9 protein-coding genes and 1 pseudogene are annotated in these 17,414 nt (G+C 67.3%); 7 read left to right on the forward strand and 3 right to left on the reverse strand.

Translation table 11 applies throughout. The features are described from left to right. Window positions 1-10 precede the first annotated feature (10 nt). From E1291_RS00095 to E1291_RS00120, 6 genes are read left to right on the forward strand one after another with little or no spacing between them, the layout of a single operon-like run. The gene (locus tag E1291_RS00095) at window positions 11-2,047 is read left to right on the forward strand and encodes an AMP-binding protein (protein WP_131735422.1); all 2,037 of its coding nucleotides are present in this window, start codon (window positions 11-13) and stop codon (window positions 2,045-2,047) included. Window positions 2,048-2,050: 3 nt separating this feature from the next. Beyond that, window positions 2,051-7,981, forward strand: a complete 5,931-nt coding sequence (locus E1291_RS00100; protein WP_131735423.1) for a type I polyketide synthase — start codon at window positions 2,051-2,053, stop codon at window positions 7,979-7,981. Next, entirely contained in the window at window positions 7,982-9,757 is a 1,776-nt protein-coding gene (locus E1291_RS00105; RefSeq protein ID WP_131735424.1) for a non-ribosomal peptide synthetase, read from the forward strand. Window positions 9,758-9,777: 20 nt separating this feature from the next. Beyond that, a complete protein-coding gene (locus E1291_RS00110) occupies window positions 9,778-9,996 on the forward strand; it encodes an MbtH family protein (protein ID WP_278045214.1) in 219 nt (72 codons plus the stop codon). After that, on the forward strand, window positions 9,993-10,976 hold the full coding sequence (locus E1291_RS00115) for a beta-ketoacyl-ACP synthase III (RefSeq protein ID WP_131735426.1): 984 nt from the start codon (window positions 9,993-9,995) through the stop codon (window positions 10,974-10,976). The genes E1291_RS00110 and E1291_RS00115 overlap by 4 nt, the downstream gene beginning before the upstream one ends. A 10-nt stretch (window positions 10,977-10,986) precedes the next feature. Beyond that, complete coding sequence (locus tag E1291_RS00120; RefSeq protein ID WP_165494874.1) at window positions 10,987-11,223, forward strand: acyl carrier protein; 237 nt, start codon at window positions 10,987-10,989, stop codon at window positions 11,221-11,223. A 386-nt stretch (window positions 11,224-11,609) separates the two neighbouring features. Here E1291_RS00120 and E1291_RS00125 read toward each other — a convergent pair whose 3' ends face one another. The 3 genes from E1291_RS00125 to E1291_RS00135 all read right to left on the reverse strand — a co-directional run bounded on the left by E1291_RS00125 (window position 11,610) and on the right by E1291_RS00135 (window position 15,237). Next, window positions 11,610-12,974 (reverse strand): condensation domain-containing protein, encoded by a 1,365-nt coding sequence (locus tag E1291_RS00125; RefSeq protein WP_278045215.1) that lies wholly within the window; start codon window positions 12,972-12,974, stop codon window positions 11,610-11,612. Window positions 12,975-12,984: 10 nt separating this feature from the next. After that, on the reverse strand, window positions 12,985-13,725 hold the full coding sequence (locus tag E1291_RS00130; RefSeq protein ID WP_131735429.1) for a response regulator: 741 nt from the start codon (window positions 13,723-13,725) through the stop codon (window positions 12,985-12,987). Between the two features lie 615 nt (window positions 13,726-14,340). Beyond that, window positions 14,341-15,237, reverse strand: coding sequence for a helix-turn-helix domain-containing protein (locus E1291_RS00135; RefSeq protein WP_165494875.1), 897 nt, complete (start codon window positions 15,235-15,237; stop codon window positions 14,341-14,343). A gap of 1,307 nt (window positions 15,238-16,544) precedes the next feature. Between E1291_RS00135 and E1291_RS00140 the strand changes: the two are divergent. Further along, window positions 16,545-17,314, forward strand: a pseudogene (locus tag E1291_RS00140) (transposase family protein). The last annotated feature ends 100 nt before the right edge of the window (window positions 17,315-17,414 follow it).

A 17,414-nucleotide genomic window follows, 5' to 3' on the forward strand; every position in this document is an offset into this window, starting at 1 on the left:
GTTTCCGGAGATGAGTCACATCAATAAATCCGAGTGGGCCGCGGAAACGCTGGTCGACCTCCTGCGAAGGCGTTCAGCCGATTCTCCGGACGACCTGCTCTGCGCATTCCTGTCCGGCGGCGTGGAGGTCGCGGAGCAGGCGAGCTGCGCGGACCTCGACCGCTCGGCTCGGGCGTGCGCCGTGCACCTCGAGCGGCGAGGTCTCACCGGGAGCAATATCGTCCTCGCCTACCCGTACGGCCTTGATTTCGTCAATGCCTTCGCCGGATGCCTGTACGCGGGCGTCGCCGCCGCGCCGGTGAAGATGCCGCAGGCTCAACACGACCTCGAGCGGGTCCGTCGCATCGCCGACGCGGCCGGGACACGGGTCGTGCTGACCACGGGACCGGCGCTTCGAGAACTGCGCGGCCGCTTTCCCGACGCGGAGGAACTGCGAGACCTGATTCTGGTCGAAACGGACGATATCGCGCTCGAACTGGCCGACGAATGGATTCCCCCGGACCTCGACGCGGGGCACACCGCGCTACTCCAGTTCACTTCCGGTTCGACCGGGCACCCGAAAGGTGTCATGGTCTCCCATCGCAACCTCATCACAGAGGCCGAACTCATCGACCGGACCTGGCCCATGCACGACGACGGGGTGGTGGCCTCCTGGGCCCCGTTCCATCACGACCTCGGTCTGGTGTACAGCGTCATTCTCCCGTGGGTTCTCGGGGTTCCGGCTTATCTGCTGTCACCGGCGTTGTTCGTCAGACGTCCTCGGCGGTTACTGGAGGCCATCTCCCGGTTCAGGGCCACGCACACGTGCGGTCCCAACTTCGGCTTCGAACTGTGCCTGCGCGACACGGCGCCCGGCCTGGACCGGCTGGATCTGTCCGGTCTGCGGGTGGCCCTCAACGGCGCCGAAGTGGTGCGTGAGCACACAGTGCGGCGTTTCGCCGAAAAATTCAAGCCCGCCGGTTTCGATCCGAGAGCGATGTGCGCGGCCTACGGAATGGCCGAGTCGACCCTCGCGGTCTGCGGCTCGCGGGACGACGAACACCCCAAGGCCCGGTGGCTGTCCGCGACGGCACTGCGCAACGGTGAAGTGGTCCCGGTCGGTCAGGACGGTCCCGACGCCGTACCGATCATGAGCTGCGGGTCGCCGATGGCGGGCGTCGACGTCCGAGTGGTCGATCCGGCGACCATGCGCGAGCTGGCCGACGACGAGATCGGTGAACTCTGGGTGAGGGGCCCGTGCGTCGCGCTGGGCTATTGGAACCGGCCGGACGCCACTCGGGAGACCTTCCAAGGGCGCATCGCCGGCCAGGAGGGCGACGGCGAGTTCCTCCGCACCGGCGACCTGGCGTTCCGGTACGACGGGGAGCTGTACGTCGCCGGTCGGCTGAAAGACCTCATCATCGTGGAGGGGCAGAACTATCACCCGGAGGACATCGAGTCCGTCGTCGAGGATTGCGATCCCTCGCTCTCCACCGTGTCGTGTGCCGCCTTCGCCGTCGACCGGGACGGCGCGGAGCAGGCGGCGGTGGTCGTCGAGATCAGCGCGGGCACTCTGGCCGCGTCCACGGCCGACCGGTTCGCCGAACGCGTCAGGGACGTGGTCTGGGACCGGCGCCGGTTGCCGGTCGCCGAGGTGGCGGTGGTCCGCAGGGGATCACTGGCCAAGACCTCGAGCGGCAAGATCCAGCGCGCTGAGAACCGGCGCCTGCTGGAAACCGGTGCCCTCGACGGGCAGATCCTGGCTCACCTGCGCGGGAAACGGCAGGAACCCGTGTGGAGCGCACCCGATGGGCGGCCGGTCACATCCGCGGGTCTGGTCCGGCCGATGGTGCGGCTGACGCTGTCCCGGATACTCGGCGTCCCCGCGGAACAGATCGCCGACGACCGGCCGTTCGCGCACTACGGGCTGACCTCCGGGGACGCGATCCGGCTCGCCTCCGCAGTCGAGGCGGTCATGGGCCGGCCGATCGACGTCGCCCTGGTGTTCAACCACCCCACCGTCGAGGGGCTCACCCAGGCGCTGGGCCGTTCGGAAGAGACGGTGTAGGCGGTGGACGCGAAGGCGGCCGCCCGCGCCGGCGGCGACATCGCGATCATTGGCATGGCCTGCCGTTTCCCCGGTGGGGTGCGGAGCGCCGAGGACCTCCTGCGGCTTTCGGTCGACGGTGTCGACGCGATCACCGAGATGCCGGACTCCCGGCGGCTCCATGATCTCTACTCGCCCGACCTGACCGAGCCGGGCCGGATCAGTACCCGCTGGATCGGTGCCGTCGACGGGATCGACCTGTTCGACGCGGAGTTCTTCGGCATCACGGCCCGCGAGGCCGAACAGATGGATCCCCAGCAGAGGATTCTGCTGGAGACGGTGTACGAGGCGTTGGAACTGGCCGGTGTGGCGCCGACGAGCCGCCTGCTGGCCGGCGGCGGGGTGTACGTCGGTGTCAGCGGCAGCGACTACGGCCGGCTGCTCGGCCGTCGACTGACCGAACTCGGCGGGCACTTCGTCACCGGGCACGCCGGTTCCATCGTGGCCAACCGTGTGTCGTACCTGCTGGACATGGGCGGCCCCAGCATCGCCGTGGACACCGCCTGCTCGTCCTCCTTGGTGGCCGTGCACCTCGCGGTGCGTGCGCTGCGCGAGGGGGACTGCTCGCTGGCGCTGGCCGCCGGCGTGAACCTGGTGCTCGCGGCCGACAACCTGGTATCGGCGTCCAAGGCCGGCATGATGTCCCCGACCGGACGATGCCATTCATTCGGCGCGGGGGCCGATGGTTTCGTCCGCGCGGACGGCTGTGGCGTGCTGGTGCTCAAGAGGCTGGACCAGGCCCAGCGCGACGGCGACGAGATCCACGCGGTGATCCGGGGCAGCGCGATCAACCAGGACGGGGCCAGCAACGGGCTGACCACGCCCAACGGCCCGGCTCAGGAGGCGGTCATCCGTGCCGCGTTGGCCGATGCCGGGGTGCGTCCCGAACAGGTCGGCTATGTGGAGGCGCACGGGTCCGGTACGCCTCTCGGGGATCCGATCGAGTTCGGCGCGCTCGCCGCCACGTACGGGAAGGCGCCCGCGGGAAGTCCTCGCTGCTACGTCGGTTCGGTGAAGTCCAACATCGGGCACGCCGAGTCGGCGGCGGGGATGGCCGGCATCATCCGGCTCGTGGCCTCCTTGCGAGCCGGGGCCATCCCGCGTTGCCTGCATACCGAGGAACTCAACCCTCGCCTGGCCGCGTACCAGACGCGGCTCGCGGTCGCCCAGCGGAACATGAGCTGGTCCGGCGAACCCGGCCGCCGCGTGGGCGGGGTCAGCTCGTTCGGGTTCGGTGGCACGAACGCGCATGTGATCGTCCAGCGGGCGGAACCCGTGTCCCACCGGCCGTCGGCGCCCGCGCCGGCGACGCTGGTGCTGCCGCTGTCGGCCAAGGGCGAGCGGCCGCTGCGGGAGCTGGCGGGGCGTTACCTGTCCCTGTTGTCCAAGGACGACGGCGCGACGGCGAGGGACTTGTGCTACAGCGCCTCCGCGCGGCGCGGCCACCACCCGGTGCGCATGGCGTTCAGCGGACGGGACGGCGCCGAGTTGCGTCAGGCGGTGGAATCGTTCCTGGACGACGGAGGGGCACCCGACCCACAGGAGGCGCCGGTCTGGCGCGACACCGTCTTCGTGTTCCCGGGACTGGGGCCGCAGACGAGCGGGCTCGGGACGGCGCTCCTCTCGGAACCCGCCGTGATCGAGCACGTTCACCGCTGTTCCGAAGCGTTCTCCCCGCTCTTGGGCGTCTCCCTGTTCGACTTGCTGAGCAAGGGCGGTCCTGAGGTCAACGAGGTGGCGCTGACCCGGACGGACATCGCGCAGGCTCTGCACTTCACCGTGCAGAGCGGTCTGGTCGAGCTGTGGTCGTCGTTCGGCCTTCGGCCCGCCGCCGTGATCGGGCACAGCGCGGGAGAGCCGGCCGCCGCCCACGTCTCCGGCATGCTGGACTTCGACGGCGCGGTGGCGTTGGTCGCGGCCCGAGGGTCGGTCATGCAGCACGCCGCCACCGATCGCCGCATGGTGGCGGTCGCCGCCGCGCCGGAGGAGATCAGCGAGCTGCTGTCGCGCTGCCCGGAGGACGTCGCGCTGGCGGTGGACAACGGGCCGCGCAATGTCACCTTGTCCGGCCCGACCGAGTCGATCGAGCGGCTGGCCGCCCAGCTGGAGGCCGACGGCTATCGGGCCCGGCTGCTGTCGATACGGTTCGGCTCCCATCACCCCGATCTCGCGCCCGTGGGCGAAGAGCTCGCGCGCCGTGGCGCCGGCGCCGCGACCGGCCCCGGATCCCTCCCGCTGTTCTCCTCGATCACGGGTGCCCTGCTCGACCCCGCGCAGATGGACGCGCGGCACTGGGGCCGGGGCGTGGTCAACCCGGTGCGGTTCCGCTCCGCCGTGCAGCAGGCCGCCACGATGGGATTCACCAGCTTTCTCGAAATCAGCCCACAGCAGGTGCTGCTCGGCCCGGTGCACACCAGCGCGGCCGCCGTCGGCGTGCAGGCGAGCGTGTTGCACGCGCTTGGTGAGGACGGGGAGGGCATCGCGTCCGCGCGGGCCGTGCTGCCCGAGCTGTACGTACGCCGCGCTGACCTCGACTGGCAGGCGGTGGACCCCGGCGGGCGTTTCCTGTCGAGCACGCCGACCTATCCCTGGCAGCGCGCCCGCCATTGGGCAGTGGACGACCAGGGGCCCACCGGTATCGACCCACCACTGGAATCAGTCAGGAGTAGCAAGTTGCCAGTATCACAGGAACAGGCCCTGGCGGCGGTGGCCGACGAGGTCGCCACGGTGCTGAAGCACCCGCGGGACCAGATCACGTCGCAGTCGTTCTTCCTCGAACTGGGCGCGGACAGCATCCTGCTGGTCCAGCTGGTCAACACGTTGAACAAACGCCATGGGACGTCCTTCAAGGCGACCGACCTGTTCGAGAAGTACCAGTCCATCGGTGATCTCGCTGCCGCGCTCGCGGAGTCCGGCGCCTTCCCCGAGGAAGCCGCCGGCGAGCCCGAAGCCCCGGCCGCACCGGCTCAGCAGGTCACCGTCCCGGCCGCCCCCACTGGCTTCGACACGGTGGTGCGGCAGGTCGCCGCGCCGGCCCGCGCGGGCCTCGACGCGGTGGTGCAGGACCAACTCGCGATCATGCGGCAGCAGCTGGCCCTGCTCGGCGGTCCGCCCGCCGTCCAGGTCCAGGAGACCCCGCCCGCCAAGGAGCCGGCACGGCAGGGCACCCAACCGGCCGCCCTCGCACCCTCCGCCGCGCCCTCGGCCCCCAGGTCCGCGGCCCCCGCCAAGGCCGCGGCCGACAAGCGGCTGAGCAGCAAGCAGAAGTCCTACGTGGATTCTCTGGTGCGGCGTATGGAGGAGCGCAGCCCGCAGTCGAAGAAGCTCGCCGGCCTGCATCGCGCCCGCATGGTGGAGAGCCGCCCATGGGGGAACTTCCGGCCCGAGCTGAAAGAGCTCAACTTCCCCATCGTCATCGACCGGGGCAAGGGATCGCACTTCTGGGACCCCGACGGCAGCGAGTACATCGACTACTGCGTCGGCTTCGGTGTGCACTTCCTCGGCCACAACCCGCAGTGCGTCCAGGACGCGGTCGCCGAGCAGCTGTCGCGTTCGTTCACCCTGGGACCTCAGGTGGAGCTCACCTACCGGGTCGCCGAGACCTTCTGCCGGATCACCGGGCACGACCGTGTCACCTTCTGCAACACCGGATCGGAGGCGGTGATGGGCGCGATGCGCCTCGCCCGGCTCGCGACCGGCCGGCGGAAGGTGGCCTACTTCGAGAAGTCCTACCACGGCATCACCGACGGTGTCCTCGGACGGGGCGGCGAGGAACTCGGCAGCGTGAGCCCGATCGTGGACGGGGTGGCTCCCGGAGCACTGGACGACGTGGTCGTCCTGCCCTACGACGACCAGGCCGCACTGGACTACATCGCCGCCAACAGCCACGAGATCGCCGCGGTCGTCAGCGAACCGATTCAGGCGCGCAACCCGGTGGCGCAGCCGGCCGAGTTCCTGCGCAGGCTGCGCCGGCTGACCGCGGACACCGGCACGGTGCTGATCTTCGACGAGATGATCACAGGCTTCCGCATGCACATCCGCGGCGCGCAGGGGCTGTTCGGGATCATGCCCGACCTGGCGGCCTACGGCAAGGTGCTCGGCGGGGGCCTCCCGGTGGCGGCGATCGCCGGGAAGCGGGCCCTGATGGACGGGCTCGACGGCGGCAGCTGGAACTATGGCGACGAGAGCGGTCCGACGGCGGAGACCACGTTCTTCGGGGGGACGTTCCAGAAGCACCCGCTGGCGATGGCGGCGGCCAACGCCAGCCTGGAATACCTGGAAGAGCACCAGGACACCCTCTACGCCGAGGTGAACGACAGGACCGCGCGAACGGTCAACGCCCTGGGCGACCTGTTCGCTCAGCACGAAGTGCCGTACTCGCTCGCGTCCATCGGCTCGCTGTGGCGGTTCCAGTACCGCGGGATGTCCAATCTGTATCACCCGCTGCCCTTGGAGATGCTCTACCACAGCCTGCTGGCGGACGGCATCTACATGTGGGAGGGCAGGACGTTCTTCATGTCCGCCGCGCACACCGACGGCGACGCCGAACACCTCATCGACGCGGTGGACCGAGGTCTCCACGCCTTGCGGGAGGCGGAGTTCCTGGACGGTGTCACCACACCGCCCCCGGTACGGTCGGCGGACCGCTGGCTGATGTCCGCCCAGCAGCGCGAGGTGTGGCAGATCGACCGGCGGCTCAAGCCGGATTCGGTGGTCTACAACGAGACCGCGGTGCTGGAGCTGACCGGCGAGCTGGACCTGCCGGCGCTGGACGCCGCGTTGGCGGCGGTGCGGAACCGGCACCCGGCACTGCGCGCGGTCTGCTCATCCGACGGACGAGAACTGGTCCTGGCGGACGGCGCCGAGGGCACGACACCCGTGCGCGAGGTGTCCGCGGAGCATGATCTTCAGGCCGTGATCGACGAGCACGCCAACACACCGTTCGGCCTCACCGAGGGGCCACTGTTCCGTCCCACCGTGCTCCGGCATTCGGACACCCACCATCACCTGCTGGTCTCGGCTCACCACATGGTGTTCGACGGCACCTCCATGGTCGCCGTGCTCGACGACCTCGCCGCGGGCTACACACGCGCCACGCGGGGGCTGGCCCCCGTGTCGATGCGGGGTGCGCGGTCGCTGCCGGCGTCCCGGGAAGTGGCGGCCGATGAACGGCGACAGGCGCTGGACTACTGGCAGCGGCGTTTGGACGCGTCCCCCGCGGCGCCATGGAATGCCCCGGACCGGCCGGCGAGCGCCCCTGGGACCCGGCGTGCGCTGGAGTTCGGCTCGGACCTGTGGGCGGCGTTGGTGAATCGGTGCACGCAATTGCGCTGCACACCGTTCATGGCGGCGTTGAGCGCGTTCACCGCCGCGCTGCACGAGGTGACCGGCCATGACGACCTGGTGGTCAGCACCCCGGTCGACCAGTGCCGAAGCGCGACGGAACAGAAACTGGTGGGGCACTACGTCAGCTACGTTCCCGTGCGCAGCCGGCTCACCGACACCGACTTCCCGGCGCACCTCAAGCGGTTGAGCCGGCTTCTCGGTGAAGACCTGGCCCACGGGTCCCTGCCGCTGGAGGACGTCCTCGGCGAGCTCGTCGAGCGGGGCACGCTCGACGACCCCTGGCTCGCCCGGCAGCGGCTCACCTCCGTGGTGTTCAACCTGAACCGCCCGATGCCCACTCCGACGATGGGCGACCTGGGCGTCCAGGTGAACCTGCCGTCCACCGTGGAGGCGATGTTCGATCTGCTCTTCGACGTCGTCCCGATGGAGGACAAGGTGTATGTGGAGATCGTGCACCGCGACCAGATACCCGCCGACGACATCGGACGGCTCTGGGAACGGTGGCTGGAACTGGTCCAGAAGACCGCCTACGCCGACGGAGCGTCCTGAATGGCCGCGCGGAGCACCGAGACCATCGCCGACCTGATGCGGTCGGCCTTGGCCCGAGATCCCGACGCGGTGGCGGTTCGCTCGCTGGACCGGGAACTCACCTATCGTGAGCTGCTCGGCAAGGCGGGTGCGATCGCCAAGCGGCTGGACGCCATGGGCGTTCCGGTCGACGAACCCGTCGGGCTGCTGCTGCGGCGCACGCCCGAAGTGATCGCGGCTCTGCTCGGCGTGCTGCTCTCCGGCCGGACCTACCTGCCCTTGGACGCGGCCCATCCCGCGGACCGGATAGCCTTCCTGCTCGCGGATTCGGGGACGCGGCGAGTGCTGGTCGACCAGAGTTGCGCCGATTCCGTGCCACCGGGGCCGTGGACGCTGATCGACGCCGACGTGTGCATGGCCGACCACGGGGATGACCTGCCCTTCCGCGCGACGGATCCGGCGTCGACCGCGCTGGTCATCTACACCTCGGGCACCACGGGCCAGCCGAAGGGGTGCTGGATCACCCATCGAAACCTGGACAACTTCGTCCGCTGGACCGTGGACAGCTGTCCGCGCGAGACCTTCGAGTGCAGCGTGGCGGCGGCCTCGCTCTGCTTCGACTTCTCCATCGCCGAAATCCTTCCGGCGTTGGCCGCCGGCGGTTCGGTGCTGGTGCTGAACCATCACGTGGAGATGCTGGACCTGCCGGGACACCTGCGGCCGACGCAGGTCAACGGAGTGCCCAGCGTGCTGAGCGCCGTGACACGCGACCGGCCGCTGCCGAGCAGCGTCGGCCTGGTCACCCTCGGCGGTGAGGCCGTTCCGCCCAGCCTGGTCGCGAGGCTCTTCGACGGCGGCGTCCTCCTGGTGCGCAGCGTGTACGGGCCGACCGAGACCACCGTGATCGCCACGTCGACCTACCTCACCCGTGCCGACACCGATCGGCCGATCTCGCTCGGCGACCCCGTGTCCGGGGTCGAGATCTACCTGGTCGACGACGACTTCCACCAGGTCCCCGACGGGACCGTTGGCGAAGTGCTGATCGGCGGCCTCGGCGTCAGCAACGGATATCCCCGGCTCGCGTCGCTCACCGCCGGCAGGTTCGTCGCCGACCCCTTCTCCGGAAGGCCGGGGGCCCGCGTGTACCGGACCGGGGATCACGCGCGGCGCACCGAAGACGGCCGGCTGGAGTTCGTCGGAAGGCGCGACCACCAGGTCAAGTTCCGCGGCGTGCGGATGGAGCTCAGCGAGATCGAGCAGGTGCTGATGAGCCATCGGTCGGTGGCGTCGGCGGCGGTGGCGGTCGCCGGCGCCGAACCGGCGCAGTTCCTGCTGGCCTACATATGGCCCGCCGACCACCGGACCCCGCCGACGGCCGCCGAACTGAGGACGCACGCCGAGGCCAAGCTGCCTAGCACGATGTGGCCGGCCCAGTACGCGCTGCTCGACGAGCTTCCCCTCACCACGAACGGGAAGATCGACCGCGCACGGCTGCCTCGCGAACCGCGGCCGCTCCTCGACGGCGCCCGCGGGACGCCCGAAGCCTCGAACGAAGAGGCCGTGCTGCTGGAACGGCGACTGGCCGAGATCTGGGCGAGCACGTTGAACGTCCCGACGGTGCGACGCGACGACAACCTCTATGCCCTGGGCGGCAGCTCCATGGCCCTGATCAGGATCAGGAAGTCGATCGTCGCCGAGCTGGGGATGGACGTACCGATGCAGGTCCTCCTCGGCTGCCCGACCGTGGCCGAGCTCGCCGCCGAGCTGCTCGACGAGTTCCGGCCCGCCCGGAGATGACGCGGGAAGGTGTGGTGAGAATGAACTGTTTCGACGACCCGGCCGGCGAGTTCCTGGTGCTGGTGAACGACGAGGGACAGCACTCGCTGTGGCCGGGCTTCACCGACGTGCCCGCCGGCTGGCGGATGGTCAGGGGCCCGGGCAGCCGAGCCGACTGCATGGCCTACATCGAGGAAAACTGGACGGAACTGCGGATCAGGAGTCTCATCGCTTCGGCACCGCGGCGGGGGGACCGATGACCATCGGAGACCGGACGGCTGTGCTCGCGGGGCTCGGTACCTGCCTGCCCCGGTCGGAGGTGGGCAACTCGGCGCTCCTCGCGCGCCTGGACACCAGCGACTCCTGGATACGCGAGCGGACCGGGATCGCCGCGCGGCGGATCGCCGGCGCCGACGTGTCGGCACGCGACATGGGGCACACGGCGGGCGAGAACGCGCTCAAGGCGGCCGGGCTGTCCAAGGTCGACGCGGTGGTGGTGGCGACGTCGACCCCCGATCGTCCGCTGCCTCCCTTGGCGCCGCAGATCGCCACCACGCTCGGGCTCGGCGCCGTGCCGGCGTTCGACGTGTCCGCGGCGTGCTGTGCGTTCATCTACATGTTGACGATGTCGGCCGGCCTGATCGCGACCGGCGTGTCCGGCGACGTCCTCGTGGTGGCCACGGAGAGGTTCACGAACATCGTCGATCCGACGGACCGCGCCACGGCCGTGCTGTTCGGCGACGGCGCCGGAGCGGCCGTCCTGAGAAGCGGCCAGCGAGACGAGCAGGGGGCGCTGCTCGGCGTTGACTGGGGAAGCGACGGCACCGGCAGCGAACTGATCCATGTGCCGGAGCGGAACAGCGGCCACCTCTCGATGTCCGGCAAACGGGTCTACCTCCAGGCGATCGAGCACATGACGGCCTCGACGCTGCGGGTGCTCGACCGGTGCGGCTGGACGCTCGGCGAGGTCGACACCTTCGTCCCGCACCAGGCCAACCAGCGGATCATCCAGGCCGTGGCGCAGCGGCTCTCGCTGCCCGAGGACAGGGCGGTGTGCGCGTTGGAGCGGACCGGAAACACCGGCGCCGCGTCGATTCCACTCGCGCTGGCGCGCGGACAGGCGACCGGAAAGCTCGCAGCCGATGATCGCGTGGTGCTCACGGCCTTCGGAGCCGGGCTCACGTGGGGATCGGCGGGACTCGTATGGCCGGAGATCACCACGGTCGAATCGGAACTGTAGGGAGAACACCATGATCTATGACTACCTGCGCGACCTGCTCCAGGAGAGTTTCCAGGTCGAAGGGGAGATCGCGCCGGACAAGAGCTTCGCGGACCTCGGCCTCGACTCGCTGACCACGGCCGAGGTCTGCGACAACCTGGAGAAACAGCTCAAGGTCACCATTGACGACGAGGAGGTGACCAGCCAGACCTCCCTGCGTGAGCTGGCCGATCGGTTGCGGAGCAAGGGTGCCGTTCTCTCCACATGACCCGGTTGACGCCCACGGCGTACCGGTGTGGGCGAGGACGACCATGATCCGATGGTCGCCCTCGGCAGGACGTCTCCCGCACGGCCACCAGAGCCCGGAGAAAAGGCGCAGGCGCGCCCGCACACGTCGTCCCGACCAGCAGCAGCGCCCAGTCACATCCTGCGTTCCCGAAAATCAGCCGGACGGCCCGCCTCGCCAAGCCGGGAGTCATTTGATCCGTCTCGACGAGACGGGCGCGGCCAGGTCATCGGTGTCGCGGTCATGCACCAGGAAGTGTTGGACTACACCGGTGCCATGTCTCGGTGGAGCCTGGGTCGGCGACGGCAGAGTCGATTCCGCAGGGAGGTGGGTTGACCGACGAGAACCGCCGTCTCCAGCGATAGGCGCTAACCGTCCCCCATGGACAGTTGCGCTTCATCGGTCACGATGAAGGGATCTCGCACGACCGCACGGATGATCGCTTGGAACTCATCGATCAACGCTCGCATTGTGTCCTCCTCGAAAATGTCCGGCGAATAGACCAGTAGCCCCTCGAGCCTGCCCGATCCAGTGACGGCGATCTTCATCTCCAGGTCGTACCTGACGGTCATGTCGGGAATCAGGTAGGCAGAGGTGTGCAGCCCGGCGAATACCGGCAGGTCGTCGGTGACGCCGAGGAAGGCGCCCATGTGGGAGTCGGTATTCTGGAGTTCGAAGAGGAGCCTGATGTCCGCCGGCCTTCCCTGAGGATTCCGTGCACGCAGGCGGCCGAGCGCGTCACCCAGGGGCGCGTCCTGATTGGCGAAGGCCCCCAGAACGGCGTTACGGACCTCACCCAGCAGATCGACGAACCGTGGTTTTCCTGGCAACTGGGATCGAATGGCGATTATGTTCACCATATTAATGATCAGACGCTCTCGTTCGGCCGAGGTGCGCCCCGAGACGGGAGTGCCCACCGTGATGTCCTCGCGGCCAGTGCGGCGGCGGAGCAAGGCGTGAAAGACCGCGACGGCGGTCATGAAGCCGGTGGCTCCGTGTTCGCGTCCAATCTTCATCAGATGTGTGCCGAACGGGTCCGGCATGGAGAAGAACAGCGGAACACCCGATCCGGTCGGCACGATCGGCCGTGGTCGGTCGAGGGGCAGTTCGCACGGCAGTGCGCCGGCGAGCCGGTCCGACCAGTACGCGGTCTGCCGCTCCAGGTACCCGCTATTGATGCCCGACTGTTCCGCGGCGGCGAGCTCCGCGTAGCCATGGTCGAGCGGCGGGAGCAATCGGTCAGGCTCGCTCCCCTGGCACGCGGCCGCGTAGCCGACCTCCAACTCCCGGAAGAACAGTGCCACACCCCAGTCATCGAAGACGACGTGATGCCCGACGACCAGTAAAACGTAATCCCTCGCCGCCATTCTGACCATTGCGATTCGAAGGACCTCGCCCGCCAGGACGAACCTCCGCCGCGAGAACGTGACCGCGAACTCCGCCAACCGATCCGTCGCGTCATCGATGCCCGTAAGGTCAACTTGCTCAACGCCGAACGAGGCCGGCTCCTGGATCACGCAGGATAACCGCCCCTCGTCGTCCAGTCGCAATAAACAACGAAGCGACTCATGTCGGGATACGATTCCGTGAATCGCCGTGAGCAAGGCCCCCTCGTTGAGATCTCCTTGCATGCGCAACCCGACTGGAACATTATAAACACCTTCGGATGCCATTTCCTCCGCGATCCAGAGGCGCTGCTGCCCCTGACTGGGAGTCGTCCACGGTGCTGACACAGAGCTACTCCTATCTGATTCCTTGACGCGGCCGACCGTGCTTGAGACGCGACCGACGTCTGGAATCGACGGAACGAACGGGAGCGACAAGGCCCAGGTGGAACGCGACGAGCGCGACCTCCACCCTGTTGCGCACCCCGAGCTTGCTGATGATCTTGGATACGGACGCCTTGACGGTGCTCTCCGAGACGGCGAGCAACTGCGCGATCTCCCGGTTGAACAATCCCTTGGCGATACCCTTGAAGACCTGGAGTTCCCGGTCGTTGAGCCTGCTCAGCTCCTTGGGCAGGTTCCCGGGGTCATAGCCGGGCACGAGGATGAACCTGCTGAACACCCGGCTGGTGATCTGCTCGGAGAGAAACGCCTCGCCGGAGGCCACCGATCGCAACGCCGTCGACCACGACCACACCGGGGAGTTCTTGAGGATGTAGCCGCGTGCTCCCGCGCGTACCGCCTGCAGAAGCAACTCGTCGCTGTGCGCATCGGCCATGACGACAACCCCGGCCGGCGAGGCCGGCGACCGTTCGAGGAGTCTTCGGCAGAGATCCACGCCACCGATCGGCGGCAACGTGGAATCCACCATCACCACGTGGGGCCGCTGACCGCCTATGACGTCAAGTGCCTCCGGAGCGTTTTCGGCCTCGCCGACGATCTCCACTTCCTGCTCACCGCCGAGCATTGCCCTGATTCCCGCGCGAGCGAGTTCCTGCTCATCAGCGATGACCACTCTGATGGCGCGCTGTTCAGTCATGCCGTGCTGGTCGGTTGAAGCTCGGTCGACACACCCGACCGTTCTCTGAAACAACTGCCACCGAACCAACGACCGGCGCTCGGCTTGTCGCAACCACACCCGACAGAAATCACAGAAACTCCCCACTCTTCAGTCACTTCAACGACAGCGACATAATCCGAATCATCCTGTCTCTCACACATACTCACCCTCCAATACACCAAGCCACATGCCCTCAAACTTACATTTGTTCGATACCGTTGGTAGTGACGATTCTTCTCGTCTCGCCCGTAATAACCAAACGCGATGGCCCGCTCCAATTTTCGATATCGTCACTGCAGCCTCGCAGGCGATAAGGGCGCATCATCCGAGGTATAGGCGCCGGGCCTGCCACGCGCCACGACCCGGGGCCGCCTGCAGTCGAAGCGTAACCTCGCCGTTTCCGCTGCTGCTCAAACAATGCCGGCAGCGCCCTCGCCGCAAGATCGAGGTTCAGCGAACCGAACGCCACGACTCAAAGGACGCGACCGATACAACGGTCGCCTCGCCGAGCCCTTCGAGCAAAGCGGAAGTCGAATCCGCATCAGCCGCCCCCGGCAAGCTGGCGCCAAATGTCGCTTCTGGCGTCGAAAGGCACTAGGGATGACGCGCGGCGCTAAGCCAGGTTGATGACACCGAGAGTTCCGTCTCCGGGCGCCATCCGTCGCGTGTCGCCCGTCGCCGGTACTGCGTTGGCGAGCACCCCACATGCTTACGGAAAACCCTGGCGAAATTCTCCGGACTGGGAAAGCCGCAGCGTCTGCCGACCTGCGATATGGGCTCGGCGCCCACCGCGAGATGCTGACGTGCCGTATCGATACGGAGTTCGGTCAGGTACTGCAACGGAGTTTTCCCCGTGGAGGCGGCGAACCGTCGAATGAAGTGGTAGCGGCTGAGCGCGGCCTCCTTGGCAAGCTGATCGAGGGTGACTCCGGAGGCCAAGTGCTCGTGCATGTACACGATCACTGCGCGCAGCTGTTTCGGGCTCAAGCACCCACTGCGTGTGGACATGACACGTTGCGGCAGGAGCAGGTACGCAGCCAGATAGCGCGCCGCACTCGTCGCATAGTGATCATCTATGCCGGTGTCTTGGGCGCTGAGGAAGACGGACGCCATTGATGCGATATGAGGATCGAACAAACGTAGCGTGTGCAGTGTGGACAGATCTTGAGCAACAATATCGGATCGTGCAACCATCTCGGACCGGAGAAGCTCCGCGGGTATTCGCATGCAGGCGATTTCAAAGGGTTGATGCGACGGCCGGACCGGACTGAGGCGTATCAGATTATTAGGTGCAATTCGACAAATGTCACCCGGCGCAAATGTAATACATCGCTTTCCAGATGAATCCTGGCCCTCAATCCGACACGATCCTCGCAAAAGGGTAAAAATAGTGAACCAATCATCTGGCAGGTGATAGAGCAGAGTGTCGCTGCTGACCTGCTTGTCCACCATCAGTGCTCGCCGGGTCAAATCCTGGTTCTGCACGACCATAGAATGCCTCCTCACGTCCCATCCGCACCTCGCCCTGGGCGGCGATGCCCGTGCCGTCCCCCGGGGTCGGAACCGCCGTTGCGTCGTCTTCATGTCGCCGGTGGGCCTCGCGGACCGCCAAGATGCGGGTCTCGGCCCAGACCTTCATCGCGGAGAAGGCGGCACTGGCTCCAGCCGACGTGGCCGGTGAGCTCGCATTCGACCCACACCGGTGCCGCCGGCGTGACCTCACGAGCGACGAGGCCGTCACGGTCCAAGGAGCACAGGGGCCGAGGCACCACCATCTGCCTCACACCGGAGATCTCGCGGCACAGACCCCCGTGCCCCACGACGTGGCACCGACCGGGGACACAGAGAGCGAGAATGACCCCTTCGTCGCTCAGCGCATGAGAAGCCGGCTGGCCGGGCAACTCCTGTCTCGACATGCTTTCTGTGCCTCTGCCTTCGTCGCGGCCGAAGGAAGGACGGTCAGGTGCATGACGCTCGACTCGAAGTTACGAGCCGGCCGGCCACCGGGACGATCCCGCTAAGGTGTCCGGGGAGAAAAAACAAGCCCTGCTCTCCCCCACATTATACGAGACTCTCTCCTGGGGCGATTGCCGATTCATCACCCGACCAGCCGCCCTACAAACAGAATAGCACTATAAATGTGCACTTTTGGGCATCTTTTATTTGCACTTTCGGGCATAATAGGTCTAGAAGTGGGTCCTACCTGCCCAGATCTCAGCCCAGGGGCTATTTTTGGGACTCTGCGACCAGGCGCAGATCGCGCGACGGCGGCGCCCGCGCATCGGCCGAATCGCCCGGTCGGCCTGCGACTATGGGCATAACACCGTGCGAAAGAATCATCAATCGACACGCCACTCATAGGCACACCAAGATCCCTAATCGATCCGCTTCTGCAGGCTAGAAAATGCAAGGAGCGCGAGTGAGTGTGGCTCAGTTACCACGGAATGAGGAGAGGGCGTGCCCGAGGCGCGCCCACGCATGCCCCGGCAGCGCTAACGGCGCTGTGTTGAGAACATAGTTCTGCGCTCGCGGAAGATGGTCCTGGGTCGCCCCAGGCAGTCCAGGTGAAGTGGGTACTGTTCGGCATCTGGGCGGCGACGCCGTCAATCCACCGACCGCGTCACCACCGGGATTGTCCAGCGCATCCAACGCCGTCTCACAGTGAACGTTTTCCAGCAGCATCCGTGGTGCGGGCGATCACAGCATGATCGCGGACGGTGTGGCGGCCCTGAAACGTGAAGAAGCCCTGGTAGGACGGGTGATCTCTCACAACCCACCGCCCCCACCAGAGGCTTCACATGCTTTTCTATCGTTCTTCGCTGCCGTTGTCGCGTCAGACCCTGCAGTACGTCACCGGAGTCGTCAGCTGACACCGCAAGCAGACCGGCAGCAAGGGCCGAGCCCTGACAGCGGGCATGCAGGCGCTGATGACCTTGGCGTACTTGAAGAAGGGCGAGACGTTCGCACAGCTCGGCGCCGGTTTCGGGTCGGAACCAGCACCGCCTGGCGCTACGTCGAGGAGACGGTGACGCTGCTGTCGGCCCGATCCCCCAAGCTCACCCGGGCGCTGGCGAAGGCCAAGAAGGACGGCCTGCTCTACCTGGTCCTGGACGGCACGCTGATCGCGATCGACCGGGTGCGGGCCGACCGGCCCTTCTACTCGGGCAAGCACAAGAAGCACGGCATGAATCTGCAGGTCATCGCCTCCCCGGACGGGACCATCGTGTGGGTGTCGGGACCACTGCCCGGCTCCGTCCACGACCTGAAGGCCGCCCGGATCTGGGGCCTGGTCCGTGCGCTGGCCGCCTCCGGGATACTCGTACTGGCCGACAAGGGCTACGACGGTGCCGGACCGCACATCAAGACCCCCTACAAGGGCAAGGACAAGCCCGCGTCCCGCAAAGACGCCAACCGCTCCCACGCCCGGCTCCGCGGGCCCAGCGAACGAGCCAACGCCCAGCTGAAAAGCTCGAAGATCCTGGCCAAGCTACGTTGTTGCCCGTACCGGGCCGGTCACCTGGCCAAGGCCATCCACGTCCTCCAGAACCGTGAGTGCAACGGATACTGAAAAAGGCTCACTGTGTTTCAGCCGGCGTCGGTGTGGGCTCGGTAGCACTGGTGACGGTCCCCTCCCCCACAAAGGTGCTGAGAATCGTCCCAACCGTGGC

Source organism: Actinomadura roseirufa (genome assembly GCF_900659635.1).
Classification (GTDB): domain Bacteria; phylum Actinomycetota; class Actinomycetes; order Streptosporangiales; family Streptosporangiaceae; genus Spirillospora; species Spirillospora roseirufa.